This is a genomic window from Actinoplanes sp. CA-030573, from assembly GCF_050951115.1.
GTDB lineage: Bacteria > Actinomycetota > Actinomycetes > Mycobacteriales > Micromonosporaceae > Actinoplanes.
Genome location: NZ_CP192038.1, coordinates 8,675,523 through 8,689,299 on the forward strand (window position 1 = coordinate 8,675,523; position 13,777 = coordinate 8,689,299).

A 13,777-nucleotide genomic window follows, 5' to 3' on the forward strand; every position below is an offset into this window, starting at 1 on the left:
CTATCTCACGCCGCGGGGGCGGGGCTGGCACCGGGGACAGCTGAAGGACGACCGGTTCATGAACTGCTCGCGGCGGATCGGCGTGCCGCAGCGGTGGCAGGGCTCGCCCTCCCGCCCGTACGCGTTGAGCGACCGGTCGAAGTAGCCACTCTCGCCGTTCACGTTCACGTAGAGCTCGTCGAAGCTGGTCCCGCCGGCCACGATCGCCTCGCCGAGCACGTCCCGCACGTGCGCGAGCAGCCGCCGCGCGGCCGGCCGGGTCAGCTGGTCGGTCGCGCGGGCGCCGTGCAGCTGGGCCCGCCACAGCGCCTCGTCGGCGTAGATGTTGCCGACCCCGCTGATCAGCGTCTGGTCCAGCAGCGCCCGCTTGACCTCGGTGTGCTTGCCGCGCAACCGGGCCACGAACGCCTCGTCGTCGAAGAGCGGGTCCATCGGGTCGCGGGCGATGTGGGAGATCTCGCTGGGCAGCTCGGCGCCGCCCTCGGAGACCGACAGGCCGCCGAACGTACGCTGGTCGACGAAGCGCAGCTCGGGTCCGCCGTCGGCGAAGACGAATCTGATGCGGAGGTGCTTCTCGTCGGGCGCGTCGCCCGGCTGCATCAGCAGCTGGCCGCTCATCCCGAGGTGGCCGATGATCGCGTCGCCGGAGTCCAGCGGCAGCCAGAGGTACTTGCCGCGGCGCGACACGTCGAGGATCGTGCGGCCGGTCAGCATGGCGATGAAGTGCGCGTCGCCGGGCAGATGGCGGCGGATCGCGCGCGGGTGGTGCACCTCGACGGTCTTGATCGTCCGGCCGGCCACCCACTTGGCCAGGCCCTGGCGGACGGTCTCGACCTCGGGCAGTTCGGGCACTTTTATCTCCCTGAGAACTACAAGGTGTACGGCCAGACGGTGAGCATGTACGCGCCGTACCAGAGGCCGAAGGCGGCCCACGCCGCGATCGACAGCACGGCCACGCGGGGGCGGGCGCGGGCGGCGGCCACGGTCGCCGGAAGCAGCGTCAACAGTACGGGCAGGAGCAGGCGCGGCTTCGAGTGGTAGAAACCGGCCTGGCCGTACACGAGCACCATCGCCACCACCCCGTAAACCGCGAGTGGCAACCAGGGCTTCCCGGCCAGCGCCACGCCCGCCGCGGCCAGCGCCACCAACAGCATGATCGCCATGCTCACCGGGATCCAGCCGTCGCCGGTCGACAGCGTCTGACGCAGGAAGGTCCAGGTGCTCGCGCCGTAGTCGAACGAGGTGCCCCAGCCCGCGGTCTGGATGCGGAACCAGGCACTCGGGTCGCCGACTCGCAGGCCCACCCAGGCCAGGAACAGCGGCACGCCGGCCAGCGCGACGGCGGCGGCCCCGAGCGGTTGCCAGGCTTTGCGGCGCGACTCGCGCACCGCCATGATCGCGGCGACGGCGAGGGCGAGCGCGGCCGCGGCGCCGGTGGGACGGGTGAGCGCGGCGCCGAGGCCGAGGAGGCCGGCGGCCCACCAGACCTTGCGGTGGGCGGCGGCGAGCATCCCGGCGACCAGAGCGAGGAACAGCGCTTCCGAGTACGCCATGGACAGCACCACCGACACCGGAGCGGTGCAGCAGATGGCCACCAGGGCCCATCCGGCCCGCTTGCCGTAGAGGGTCGTGCCGAGCAGGTGCAGCGCGACCGCGGCCCCGATCGAGGCCAGCCAGCTGACCGCGAGCGCGGCGGTCTGCGCGCTCGGCCCGAGCGCCGCCACACCACGGATCAACATCGGGTAGAGGGGGAAGAACGCGAGCTCGTTGCCCTCCAGGCCGCCGTTCGCCCCGTACGTGTAGCCGTGCGGGTAGCCGTCGATCGCCACCCGCAGGAACCACCCCGCGTCCCAGACCAGCAGACGCCCCCGCACGCTCACCTGGTCGTCCGCCGCGGCGCTCATCCAGGCCAGGATGAGCAGCTGCGCGACCCGGGTCAGCGCGAAGATCCCGACGGCGGTGAGCACCCCGCGCCAGGCGCCGGCCAGGTCCCAGAGACGCTCGCGCTCGGGAACCCGCTCGGTCTCGGGCGTCTCCACGGCCAGGCTCACGGTGCCAGGTCGCCGTCTGGCTTCTCGTCCTCGGCGTCCTGACCGCGCTCGTTGAGCGTCCGCCAGGCGGCCGCGGCGGCGCGCTGCTCGGCCTGCTTCTTGCTGCGCCCCTCGGAGCCGCCGTACCGCTCCCCGGCCACCACGACCCAGGCCGTGAACGTCTTGGCGTGGTCGGGCCCGGAGTCCTCGATCACGTAGTCCGGCACGCCGAGCCCGAGCGCCGCGGTCAGCTCCTGCAGGCTGGTCTTCCAGTCGAGCGCGGCGCCGCGGCCCGCCGACTCGGCCATCAGCGGGTCGAACAGCCGGTGGATCACCTCGCCGGCCACGTCCAGGCCGTGCTCGAGGTAGATCGCGCCGAGCAGCGCCTCCAGCGTGTCGGCCAGGATGCTGGCCTTGTCCCGGCCGCCGGTGGTCTCCTCGCCCTTGCCCAGCAGCAGGTGCGGGCCGAGCCCCAGTGGGCCCAGGCCGCGGGCCACGTCGGCCAGCGCGTGCATGTTGACCACGCTGGCCCGCAGCTTCGCGAGCTGGCCCTCGGGCAGGTCGGGGTGGTTGTGGTAGAGCGCCGAGGTGATCACCACGCCGAGCACCGAGTCGCCGAGGAACTCCAGGCGCTCGTTCGTCGGGAGACCGCCGTTCTCGTACGCGTACGAGCGGTGAGTGAGCGCCCGTTCCAGCAGGCCCGGCTCGATCGGGACGCCGAAGGCCTCCTCGAGCGGGAGAGTCGGCGGCCGGCGGCGCTTGTCACTCATGGGACACCTCGTTGTGCGGGATCAGTTCGGCGATGGCGTCGACCGCGCCACGGCGGTGCAGCTCGGCCGCCAGCGCGATGCCGGCGGCCAGGTCGGTCTCGGAGGCGGAGCCATGGCACACCACGACGGTGCCGGCGACGCCGAGCAGCAGGGCGGCGCGGGGTGGGACGGCGGCGTTTCCTCCGGGCGGACCCAAGCGGGCGTACGCGGTCTCCAGCCCCTTGAGCAGGACATTTCCGGTGAAACCGTCAGTTACTACGACATCGGCCGCGTTCCCGGTCACGACGTCGTTGCCCTCGACCAGGCCCACGTAGCGAGCGCCGCCGGGCAGGTCGGCGGCGGCGAGCAGGGGCGGGAGGGCCCGGCGCAGGCGGTCGCCCTTCCCGCGCTCGGTGCCGATGGTGAGCAGGCCGACCCTGGGCTCGGCGACGCGGTGCACGACGGAGGCGTACGCGGCGCCCAGCCGGGCGTGCATCGCGAGAGTGCCCTCGTCGGGGTCGACGGCCGAGCCGACGTCGAGCAGCACGAGCCGGCCGGCGGCGGTGGGCAGCACGGCGGTGAGGGCGGGGCGCCGGACGGCCGGCCAGCGGCCGAGGGCGCGCGCGGCGGAGATCACGACGGCGGCGGTGTTGCCGGCCGACATCACGGCGTCGGCCAGGCCGTCGGCGACCGCGCGCAGGGCGGCCCGGGCCGAGTCGTCGGGGTGGATCTCGACGGCCGGCATCGGCAGCATGCCCACCCGGTTGCGCTCGGCCGGCGAAACGGCAGCCAGAACCGCGTCGGCCGCCTCATGCGTGCCGACGAGAAGCAGGTGAAGGGACGGATCGTCCTGGAAGGCGCGCAGAGCGCCGTCAACCACGACGGCGGGAGCGTGGTCCCCGCCGAGGAGGTCGACGGCGATCCGCGCGGTCGCCGGCTCCGCGGAGGAAGCCGGCATACCGATGGCTCGCCGTTGCCCAGGTGCGACCCGCCCGATGATCGGGCGCGTCACTCCGCGAGGCTCAGACCTCGAGGACCTGACGGCCGTTGTAGGTGCCGCAGACCGAGCAGGCCGTGTGCGGCAGCTTCGGCGACTTGCACTGCGGGCACGCCTGGGTCGCGACCGCGGTCGCCTTCCAGTTCGCCCGGCGGGACCGGGTGTTGCTGCGCGACATCTTGCGCTTGGGGACGGCCACGGTTCTTACTCCTCGTTCTGATGTTGCGGGTTTTGCGGCGAAGCCGCCCTGGGAAGCTCGGCCATTTTACGCAAGGCGGCCCATCGAGGATCGATCTCCTCGTGGCTGTGATCCGCCGGAAGGTCGTCGAAGTGCACCCCGCACTCGGGGCACAGGCCTGGGCAGTCCGGGCGGCAGAGCGGGTTGGTGGGCAGCGTGAGCACCACCGCGTCGCGTACCGCCGGCTCGAGGTCGATCAGGTCGCCCTGCATCCGGCCCACCTCGTCCTCGTCGGTCGTCTCCTCGGTGGTGCTGTCCTCATAAGCGAACAGCTCCGCGAGGGAGACGTCGAAGGACTGGTCGATCTCGTTGAGGCAGCGCCCGCACTCGCCGGTGAGCGAACCACGGACCCGGCCCGACACGTACACCCCCTCGGAGACCGACGTGAGCACGAGGTCGAGCTCGACGTCCGACCCCTCGGGGACGCTGATCAGCTCCAGGCCGAGGTTCGCCGGCGCCGGGATCACCCGGTTCAGGGCACGCGTCGCACCAGGCTGCCGGGGAAGCTTCGTCGTGTCGACGACCAGCGGCTGCCTGGGATCCAGGTGACTCTGCGGTGACTTGGGCATCATGAACTCTCAGCCATAGGTAGGCCGACGGAAAAGATTACCTGAGCTTTCGCTCCAGCGTCGAATCGGGCGGGGTGTCCGTGCCCGCTAGAAGGGCAGCGGACGCTCGGAGTCCTCGCCCTGGAAGGTGCCGATCTCGCGGAGGGCGTGCATCTTGTCGCGGCCACGCTCTATCGAGGCGAGCGCCCTGGTCAGGAACTGCTCGAAGTTCGCCAGCGCGGTGTCGACGTAGTCGTCGACCTCCTCGCGCAGCCGCTGGGCCTCGGTCCGCGCCTCGGCGATGATCCGGGCGCCCTCGTGCTCGGCCGAGACCGTGATCTCGTTGACCGAGACCAGCCGGGCGTGTTCCGTCTCACCCTCACTGATGATCCGGTCCGCTTCACGACGGCCGGCCTCGATGATCCGGTCGCGCTCGTCGAGCACGGCGGCCGCCTTGCGGATCTCCGAGGGCAGGCCGGAGCGCAGCGACTCGAGCAACTCGATCATCTCGCCCCGGTCGTACATGAAGTTCGTCCGCGACATCGGGACAGAGCGCGCGTCCTGGACGCGTTCGATGATCTCGTCGATGCTGTCGAGCGGATCCACCGGTCACTCACTCCTGTCAAGTCGTACCCACGGAGCGTGGTGCGATCACGTTACTGCCTCTCTCGCACGCCCGTTTCCGGGCACGCCGAGAGGTCAGTCCTGCTTCAACCGCTTGATCAACCGCTCGCCCACGAAGTCGGGAACGTACGCCGACGCGTCGCCACCCCACTTGACCACGTCTTTGACAAGACTGGACGACAGGAACGAATAGAGCGGATTCGTCGGCATGAACAACGTCTCCACGCCGGACAACCCGATGTTCATCTGCGCCATCTGCAACTCGTAGTCGAAGTCGCTGACCGCGCGTAGCCCTTTGATCACCACGGCGGCGCCCTGCGACTTGCAGAAGTCGACGAGCAGCCCGTGGAACGAGGCGACCCGGACGTTCTCGTAGCCGGCGGTCGCCTCGCTGAGCATCTCGAGACGCTCCTCGATGGTGAACAGGCCGGTCTTCGAGTGGTTGATCAGTACGCCGATGATCACCTCATCGAACAGCCGGCTGGCCCGCCCGACGATGTCGAGGTGGCCGTTGGTGACCGGGTCGAAGGAGCCGGGGCACACCGCACGTCTCATGATCGGCGACCGTACCAAAGAGTAGTTTCCCCGTACCGTCGGCTACGGTCCGCGGTGATGCCATCCACCCAGCTCATCGGGTCACCCCGGCGGGACCGCTCGATCGCCACGACGGCGTCGGGCGCCAGCCACCCGTTCGCCACCAAGGCCTCCTGCAGCTCCACGATCTCGTTGTCGTCCACGGCGTAGGGCGGATCGGCGAAGACCACGTCGTACGGACCACCCTCGGGCGGCGCGGCGAGCACTTGGGACACCCGGCCGGTGACGAGCCGCGCGGCCGAGCCGACACGCAACGAGACGATGTTGTCGCGGATCGTACGGGCGGCGCGAGCGTCCGATTCGACCAGAAGCGCGTGCGATGCGCCGCGGGACAGCGCCTCCAGACCAACCGCCCCAGATCCGGCAAAAAGGTCGGCGAACCGCGCTCCAGACAGGTCGGTCATGGTCGCCAATGCGCTGAAGAACGCCTCACGAACACGGTCCGAAGTGGGCCGGGTCAGGGCGCCGGCCGGGGCGGCCAGCCGCCGTCCGCCGTGGGAACCGGCGATGATCCTGGTCATGCGGCCTCGCCGGGCTGGTTGGGTAGCACGACTCGAAGCTACTTCAACACTCACGCAGCGCAATCACAGAGTGAACAATTCCCCTTTGTCCACACACGCAGGGCATCGAAGCGATCTCACTCAGTTCATCGAAGATCACGGCTCTGCAACAACAGCTTTAAGGCTCTCTGAGCCATTTCCCAGATTCATCTAACTCGCTAAAGTCCCTCGCTGTTGCACGTGGTTACGGCCGCGTGTCGACGACGTGGGGAGGCGTCGTCGACGGCTCTCGCTCTCAACGGCGTCGGCCCGCCGCTTCCTCGCCGAACCCCTGATTCCCAACACAGGAGTAGGCGTGAACCTGTTCACCACCAAGCTTCGCCGCGGCGCCACCGTCGCCGGCGGCACGTTCCTCGGCCTCGGCATCGTTGCTGCCATGGCCGCCCCCGCGCTGGCCTGTTCGACCGTGGTCCGGGCCTCCGGCGAGTGCGGCGACGACGGCGGCTGGGTCGCCGCGTTCCAGGTTGCTAACGACTGGGACCGGGCCGACGGCGTGATCGCGTCCGTCAAGATTGACGACGAGGACTACACCGACGCCATCGGCGAGATCCAGCAGGGCAAGGTCGCGCCGCGCTCCGGCGACTACCGCGACGAGTCCACCTACGTCTGGCTCAAGGGCTCCCTCAAGGAGGCGGCCGACAAGGAGAACGTCCGGCTCACGATCACGATGACGTGGGACGGCAAGAACCCCATCACCAAGAGCGACACGGCGACCAAGCCGGAGAACTGCGGCGGCGAGTCGACCCCGCCGACCACGCCGACGACCGAGCCCACCACGGAGCCGTCGTCGCCGGAGACCACGGAGCCGACCACGGCTCCGACGACGACGCCGGCGACCACGTCGCCGACGCCGACCGCGACCACGCCGACCGAGACCCCGACGGTTCCGGTTCCGACCCCGTCGGAGTCGGGCGAGCCGGTGCTGCCGAACGAGATCTTCGACGTCGACTGTGACTCGATGACGATCGGCCTCGACAACACCAAGGGCGAGATCGAGTACAAGCTCCACTTCGCGCCGTCGAAGGGCGAGGCGAAGGACCTGGACATCAAGGCCGGCGAGAAGAAGTCCGCCACCTTCCAGGCCGAGGAGGGCTTCTCGGTCAAGCTCACGGTTGTCGCCAGCTACCAGGGCGTCACCAGCCCGCCCGAGACCGTCACCGTGCCGTTCGAGAAGCCGGCCGGCTGTGGCGGCGCCGGCGGTGGCGGCGGCGACGAGCTGGCCAAGACCGGTACGCCGACCGCGGGTATCGCCGGTGGCGCTGCCGCTCTGCTGGCCGTCGGTGGTGGCCTGTTCTACCTGGCCCGCCGTCGCAAGGTGAAGTTCACCGCCTGATAGCGGTCGCACGACATCGCAACACGCAACACCCGGGGGCGCGTCGACTGACGCGCCCCCGGTTCATTTCTCCCCCGGCCCCTCGACGTTCAGGAGTTCCCCTGGTGACGAAGACGCTCCTCTTCCGCGCCGCTACCGTCCTGGTCAGCGCCCTGATCGGCGCCGGTGCCGTGGCCACCTCGGCCGAGGCACGCACCGGCGACCACGACGACAACAAATGCACCGTCGCCGACTTCGCGTCGTCGGACCTCACGTTCGCCGAGGACGGCAGCGCGGTCGGCACCTTCACGCTGAAGGACGACGCCCACTGCGCGACCGATGTCACGCTGGTCTCGTACCTGGCGCCGCGGCCCGACTTCGCCGTGCCGCAGTACCTCTTCGCCAACCGCACGGCCCGCGTCGACTCCGGCCAGAAGAGCGGCTCGCTCACGGTCTCGGTGCCGAAGTGCAACACGCAGGTCGACCTCTTCGTCGGCGGCGAGGACACGATCATCAACCCGCTCGTCGAGAACGGCGACCGGTACGGTGCTCGCAAGCTTCAGTACCGGAACTTCGGCGCGAGCGACTGCGTACAGCCGGCGGTCCAGGCCATCCCCAACTGCGACGGCAGCACCGACATCAGCCTGAGCAACAACGGCGAGCTGAGCGGCTACCCGGTCACGTTCGAGATCAGCTACAACGGCCAGAAGCAGTCGGTGACGGTCGGCAAGGGCGAGGCGACCAAGGAGCCGATCCACATCCCGGCCGACAGCGGGCCGATCACCGTCTCGGCCAAGAACCTCGAGACGCAGACGATCACCTGGTCCCGCCCGGACACCTGCCTGCCCACCGCGACCGGGAAGAACGACTGCACGACCGTCACGGTCACCGTGAGCAACCCCGAGAAGAACGTGCCGGCGAAGGCGGACGTGACCTACGGCGACACCACCAAGACCGTCACCGTCGCCGCCGGGGCCTCCGAGGACGTCACCTTCCCGGCCGGCGAGGCCACCACCGCGAAGGTCGACTTCCCGGACCTCAAGGGCGTTCCGGCGCTGACCGTGGACATCGTCAAGGACGAGTGCTCGAGCCCGTCGCCGAGCGCCAGCGCGTCGGAGAGCCCGTCGTCGTCGCCCTCGCCGTCGGCCAGCGTGTCGGCCTCGACGCCGCCCCCGGCCTCGACCACCCCGGCCGGCGCGCCGAGCACCACGCCGGTCTCCAGCGACAGCAACCTGCCGAAGACCGGCGCCGCGGCCAGCACCGTCGCGGGCGGCGCGGCGCTGCTGCTGATCATCGGTGGCGCGCTGTTCTTCCTGGCCCGTCGCCGCAAGGTGAAGTTCACGGCCTGACAGCGGATCTCGGCCCCACCCGTTCTGGGTGGGGCCGAGTAAAGCAGCCAGGTCCGACAACTTTTCCCGGTTGTCCACAGGACTGCATGAATGGGGCGCCGGCGCGCCCTCGCTATCCCAGCCGCGGGAACGAGCCGTCCGGGTTCGGGCGGTATTCGGTGGCCTCCACGACCGCGTCGACGGGCAGGGCCGCGTACACGTGGGGGAAGAACGCGCCCTCGGGGTGCGGTGGGTTGCCCTCCTCCCACGTCACCGGGACCGGCAGGCGGGACTCGTCGATGTGCAGGAGCAAGAGGTCGGTACGGCCGCGGAAGCGCAACGTCGCCGGCATGTGCACCCACTCGGCGGTGGAGCAGTGGATGTAGCCGTCGGTCGCCAGCGTGTCGCCGTCGTAGACGCCCGCCGCGACCGCCTTCGCCCAGGCGTCGCGCGGGCAGATGTGCAGAATCAAGCCGCTCAGCCCTTCTCCAGGTATTCCGCCCGCTCCTCGTCGACCAGGGCGGCGACCGAGGCGGCCAGGGCGGGGTATTTCGACAGGTCGGGGTCGTCGCCGATCAGCTCGGACGCCTCGGTGCGGGCATCGGTGATCAGCTTGGCGTCGCGCAGCAGCGAGAGCAGGCGCAGGTGGGAGTGGCGGCCGGACTGCGAGGCGCCCAGCACGTCGCCCTCGCGGCGCTGCTCGAGGTCGATCTCGGAGAGCCGGAACCCGTCGGTGGTGGACGCCACCGCGTCGAGCCGCTCGCGGGCGGCCGTGCCCTCCACCGACTCGGTGACCAGCAGGCAGATGCCGGGCGCCGAGCCCCGGCCGACCCGGCCGCGCAGCTGGTGCAGCTGGGAGACGCCGAACCGGTCGGCATCCATGATGATCATGACGGTCGCGTTCGGCACGTCGACGCCGACCTCGATCACCGTGGTCGCGACCAGGACGTCGAGGTCGCCGGCCGCGAACGCGCGCATCACCGCGTCCTTCTCGTCGGTGGGCAGCTTGCCGTGCAGGACGCCGATCCGCAGGCCGTGCAGCGGGCCCTCGGCCAGCAGCGGCGCGACCTCGGTCACCGCCAGGGGCGGGCGCCGAGCGGATTCGGTGTCGCCCGGCGGCTCCTCCTCCTCGGCGTCTCCGGTGCCGATGCGCGGGCACACCACGTACGCCTGATGGCCGCCCTTGACCTCCTCGCGCAAGCGCTTCCACGCCCGGTCCAGGAACGCGGGCCGCTCGGGCGGCACCACGTGCGACGCGATCGGCGAGCGGCCGCGCGGCAACTGCGACAAAGTGGACGTCTCGAGATCGCCGTAGACGGTCATCGCGACCGTACGGGGAATCGGGGTCGCCGTCATGACCAGCACGTGCGGCGGCCGGGCGGCCTTGGCGCGCAGCGCGTCCCGCTGCTCGACGCCGAACCGGTGCTGCTCGTCGACGACCACCAGCCCGAGGTCATGGAAGTCGACGCCCTCGTAGAGCAGGGCGTGCGTGCCGATGACGATGCCCGCCGTGCCGTCCGCGACCTTGGCCAGCGCCGCCCGCCGGGCCACCGCCCCGAGCGAGCCGGTGACCAGGGTCAGCTGCGTGCCGCTCGGGTCGCCGTCAATTTCACCGGCCCGGCCGAGGGCGCCGAGCTGGGCGCTGATCCCGCGGAAGTGCTGGACGGCGAGCACCTCGGTCGGCGCGAGCAGGGCCGCCTGGCCGCCGGAGTCGACGACCTGGAGCATCGCGCGCACCGACACGAGCGTCTTGCCCGAGCCGACCTCACCCTGCAACAGCCGATGCATCGGATGGGGACGGGTCAGGTCGGCGGCGATCTCCTCGCCCACCGCACGCTGGCCTTCGGTCAACTCGTACGGGAGGGAGGCGTCGAACTTGTCGAGAATGCCGCCGTGGACCCGGGGTCGCGCCGTGCCGGGGATGGCGGCCGACCGTGCCCGGCGCTGCACGAGCGTCAGCTGCACCGCGAACGCCTCGTCCCACTTCAGCCGGTATTTGGCCGAGAACAACGCCTCCTTCGACGTGGGGCGGTGGATCTCGCGCAGCGCGGTGCCGATCCCGACCAGGTTGCGATTCGCGCGTACGGGCGGGGGCAGCGGATCGTCGGGCGGCTGAAACGTGTCGAGCACCGTGCGCACGCACTTGGCGATCACCCAGGTCGGCACCGCCTGGGCCGCCGGGTAGACCGGGATCAGCGCGCCCGCGAACTCTTCGATCTCCTCGGCCGCCTCGTCCTGCGTGGCGTCGGCCCGCAACAGCTGATAGGCCGGGCCGTTGAGCTGCCGCTTGCCCCGGAAGTCGGTGATCTTGCCAGCGAACAGCCCCCACCGGCCCCGCCGCAGATCGCGCTCGCGCCAGGCCTGGTTGAAGAAGGTGCACGTGAGCGTGGCGCCCGAGCCGTCCCCGATGGTTATCTCGAGCATGTTCCCCTTGCGGGCCCGCATCGGCTTGACGCTCACCGACTGCACCTGGGCCAACAGCGTGACCTGCTCGCCGATCTGCAGGTCACGCATGTCGGTGTGCTCGCCGCGCTCGTCGTACCGGCGCGGGAAGTGATAGATGAGGTCTCCGGCCGTGTGCAGGTCGAGGTGGGTGGCGAGCGCCTTGGCGGTGCGCTCGCCGAGCACCTTGCGCAGCGGCGTGGTCGTGGTGGTGGCGGTCGACTCGGTCATTGCACTCCAACCAGACTCGTCATTCCACTCCCACCAGCAGGTGGTACCGGGGCTGGCCGCCCGCGTAGCAGGCGAGCTCGACGAACGGCCAGGCCTGCGTGACATGGCCGCGCAGGGTCGCCTCGAGGCCGGCCGGGGCGTCGGCGCCGAGCACGAGCGTGGCCAGCTCGCCGCCACCGCCGAGCATGCGGTCGAGCAGGCGGCGGCTCACATCGCCGAGGTCGGCGCCGATCACGTGCACCTCGCCGTCGACGAGACCGAGCAGATCGCCGGCGCGGCACGGGCCCGCGACGGTGAGCGAGTCGCGCTGGGCGGTGCAGACCTCGCCGTACCGGCAGGCCCCGGCCGCCTCGGCCATCGCGATGACATCATCGGCGAACGGCCGGCTCGGGTCCCGCACGGCCAGCGCCGCGAGCGCCTGAACCGGCGACCGGGTGGGCACCACGCTCACCCGCACCCCACCGGCCTCCGCCTCACGCGCGGCCCCGGCCGCGACGGCTTGCGTATTCGCGTCATTGGGCAGCAGCACAACGCTGCCGGCCCCGGACGCGGCGATCGCCTCGACCATCTCGCGAACCGACGGATTACGCCCGACGACCGTGGCGCCCTCGGCCTCGAAGAGCGCGGTGAGCCCGTCGCCGGCCGCCACGACGACGGCAGCCCGCGAATCCCCGGCCGGAGATCGACCGGCCCATTGCGGAGCGCCCCGCGAGTCGGCGGCCCATTGCGGAGCGCCCCGCGAGTCGGCGGCCCATGGCTGGGCGGCGCCGGAGTCGGCGGGATGCGGCTCGATCACGTGTGCGCGGCCCTCGTCGAGGGGCGTGACGCTGATGCGGTGCGGCCGGCCCGCGACAATCCCCGCCTCGAGCGCGGGGCCGATGCGGTCGGCGCTGACGTGCACGTGAACGTTCCACGTGCCGTCGCCGGAGCCGACCACGACGAGCGAGTCACCCATGCCGTCGAGCGCCGTGCGCAGCGTGGCGACGGCCGGCTCGGCGGCGTCGAGAAGGTACTGCACCTCGTAGCTCTCGGCCGCATCGGGAGAAGAGGCGGCAGGCGCAGCGAGAGAGATAGAGGAGCCGGCGGCCGCGCTCGGGGCACCGGGGGCGGTGGGGGCGGAGGCAGGGGCGGTGAGGGCGGGGACGGCGGCGGTGAGGGCGGAGGCAGCGGCGGTGTCGGCGGGGGCAGGGGCGGTGTCGGCGGGGGCAGGGGCGGTGACGGCAGGGGCGGTGACGGCAGGGGCGGTGACGGCAGGGGCGGTGACGGCAGGGGCGGTGACGGCAGGGGCGGTGACGGCAGGGGCGGTGAGGGCGTCTACGAGGGCGTCGAGCAGCAAGACGAGGCCGCGGCCGCCGGCGTCTACCACGCCGGCGCGGGCCAGGACCGGGAGCTGCTGCGGGGTGCGTGCCAGCGCCTCGGCGGCGGCTCGGGCCGCGGCTCGGGCGACGGCTATCAGGTCGTCGGATTTGAGGCCGCCGGCGGCCTCGGCGGCGGCCGCCACCACCGACAGGACCGTGCCCTCGACCGGGCGGGCCACCGCGGCGTAGGCGGCCTCGGACGCCGAGCGCAAGGCCCGGGCCAGGTCGGCGCCGCGGGCCGCGGCCGAGGTGGCCAGGCTGTCGGCCATGCCGCGGAGGATCTGCGAGACGATCACGCCGGAGTTGCCCCGGGCGCCGAGCAGGGCACCGCGGGCCATGCGGTGCAGCGCGCTGCCTAGCGGCGTGCTGCCTGGCGCGCTGCCCAGCGGCGTGCTGCCTGGCGCGCTGCCCAGCGGCGTGCTGCCTGGCGCGCTGCCGGGCAGTGCGCTGTCCACCGGGGCCGTCTCGTCGAGAGCCTCGTCGAGGGCCTGCTGGGCCGAGGTGAGGGTGAGCACGAGGTTGGTGCCGGTGTCGCCGTCGGGGACGGGATAGACGTTCAGCTCGTCGATCTCGTGCTGGTGAGCGCGCAGCGCTTCCAGCCCACCACCGCACCAGCGGCGTACCGCGGCAGCGTCGAGGGTCTCCAGCACGCGAAAATCGTACTAACGCCCCCTGACATTCTCCCGGGACCGCACCCTGACCGGGGGCGATTGGCTGTCACGGCGCACCATCGGGTAACCTTGCCGGGTTGCCTTGGCGATGGTTC

14 protein-coding genes are annotated in these 13,777 nt (G+C 71.4%); 2 read left to right on the forward strand and 12 right to left on the reverse strand.

The window, feature by feature from the left end:
* The 9 genes from mutM to rsmD all read right to left on the reverse strand — a co-directional run bounded on the left by mutM (position 1) and on the right by rsmD (position 6,301).
* Positions 1 to 852, reverse strand: a complete 852-nt coding sequence (gene mutM / locus ACQP2F_RS40010) for a bifunctional DNA-formamidopyrimidine glycosylase/DNA-(apurinic or apyrimidinic site) lyase (protein ID WP_433297063.1) — start codon at positions 850 to 852, stop codon at positions 1 to 3.
* Between the two features lie 17 nt (positions 853 to 869).
* Complete coding sequence (locus ACQP2F_RS40015; protein ID WP_433297065.1) at positions 870 to 2,051, reverse strand: mannosyltransferase family protein; 1,182 nt, start codon at positions 2,049 to 2,051, stop codon at positions 870 to 872.
* Positions 2,048 to 2,800 carry a ribonuclease III gene (gene rnc, locus ACQP2F_RS40020; RefSeq protein ID WP_433297068.1) on the reverse strand — a complete coding sequence of 251 codons (753 nt, stop codon included), beginning with the start codon at positions 2,798 to 2,800 and terminating at the stop codon, positions 2,048 to 2,050. Before rnc ends, ACQP2F_RS40015 begins: the two co-directional genes overlap by 4 nt.
* Positions 2,793 to 3,737: a phosphate acyltransferase PlsX gene (locus ACQP2F_RS40025; protein ID WP_433297070.1), complete on the reverse strand. Its 945-nt coding sequence runs from the start codon at positions 3,735 to 3,737 to the stop codon at positions 2,793 to 2,795. The genes rnc and ACQP2F_RS40025 overlap by 8 nt, the downstream gene beginning before the upstream one ends.
* 64 nt (positions 3,738 to 3,801) lie before the next feature.
* Positions 3,802 to 3,975 carry a 50S ribosomal protein L32 gene (gene rpmF / locus ACQP2F_RS40030; RefSeq protein ID WP_020518010.1) on the reverse strand — a complete coding sequence of 58 codons (174 nt, stop codon included), beginning with the start codon at positions 3,973 to 3,975 and terminating at the stop codon, positions 3,802 to 3,804.
* Between the two features lie 5 nt (positions 3,976 to 3,980).
* Complete coding sequence (locus ACQP2F_RS40035; RefSeq protein WP_433297073.1) at positions 3,981 to 4,583, reverse strand: YceD family protein; 603 nt, start codon at positions 4,581 to 4,583, stop codon at positions 3,981 to 3,983.
* Positions 4,584 to 4,670: 87 nt separating this feature from the next.
* The gene (locus ACQP2F_RS40040; RefSeq protein ID WP_433297075.1) at positions 4,671 to 5,168 is read right to left on the reverse strand and encodes a hypothetical protein; all 498 of its coding nucleotides are present in this window, start codon (positions 5,166 to 5,168) and stop codon (positions 4,671 to 4,673) included.
* Between the two features lie 93 nt (positions 5,169 to 5,261).
* Positions 5,262 to 5,741 (reverse strand): pantetheine-phosphate adenylyltransferase, encoded by a 480-nt coding sequence (coaD, locus tag ACQP2F_RS40045; protein ID WP_433297077.1) that lies wholly within the window; start codon positions 5,739 to 5,741, stop codon positions 5,262 to 5,264.
* Positions 5,738 to 6,301, reverse strand: coding sequence for a 16S rRNA (guanine(966)-N(2))-methyltransferase RsmD (gene rsmD / locus ACQP2F_RS40050; protein WP_433297080.1), 564 nt, complete (start codon positions 6,299 to 6,301; stop codon positions 5,738 to 5,740). The genes coaD and rsmD overlap by 4 nt, the downstream gene beginning before the upstream one ends.
* 334 nt (positions 6,302 to 6,635) lie before the next feature.
* Here rsmD and ACQP2F_RS40055 point away from each other — a divergent pair, with 334 nt between their 5' ends.
* Both ACQP2F_RS40055 and ACQP2F_RS40060 read left to right on the forward strand, forming a co-directional pair.
* Positions 6,636 to 7,673, forward strand: a complete 1,038-nt coding sequence (locus ACQP2F_RS40055) for an LPXTG cell wall anchor domain-containing protein (protein ID WP_433297082.1) — start codon at positions 6,636 to 6,638, stop codon at positions 7,671 to 7,673.
* Positions 7,674 to 7,777: 104 nt separating this feature from the next.
* The gene (locus ACQP2F_RS40060; RefSeq protein ID WP_433297084.1) at positions 7,778 to 9,001 is read left to right on the forward strand and encodes an LPXTG cell wall anchor domain-containing protein; all 1,224 of its coding nucleotides are present in this window, start codon (positions 7,778 to 7,780) and stop codon (positions 8,999 to 9,001) included.
* Between the two features lie 112 nt (positions 9,002 to 9,113).
* Here the strand turns inward: ACQP2F_RS40060 and ACQP2F_RS40065 are convergent, their stop codons facing one another.
* Genes ACQP2F_RS40065 through ACQP2F_RS40075 form a run of 3 tightly spaced genes read right to left on the reverse strand, consistent with a single transcriptional unit; the run spans position 9,114 to position 13,661 of the window.
* Positions 9,114 to 9,452, reverse strand: coding sequence for a DUF952 domain-containing protein (locus ACQP2F_RS40065; protein WP_433297086.1), 339 nt, complete (start codon positions 9,450 to 9,452; stop codon positions 9,114 to 9,116).
* A gap of 5 nt (positions 9,453 to 9,457) precedes the next feature.
* Positions 9,458 to 11,653 carry an ATP-dependent DNA helicase RecG gene (gene recG, locus ACQP2F_RS40070; protein ID WP_433297088.1) on the reverse strand — a complete coding sequence of 732 codons (2,196 nt, stop codon included), beginning with the start codon at positions 11,651 to 11,653 and terminating at the stop codon, positions 9,458 to 9,460.
* A 19-nt stretch (positions 11,654 to 11,672) separates the two neighbouring features.
* Positions 11,673 to 13,661, reverse strand: a complete 1,989-nt coding sequence (locus tag ACQP2F_RS40075; RefSeq protein ID WP_433297090.1) for a DAK2 domain-containing protein — start codon at positions 13,659 to 13,661, stop codon at positions 11,673 to 11,675.
* Positions 13,662 to 13,777: the final 116 nt, after the last annotated feature.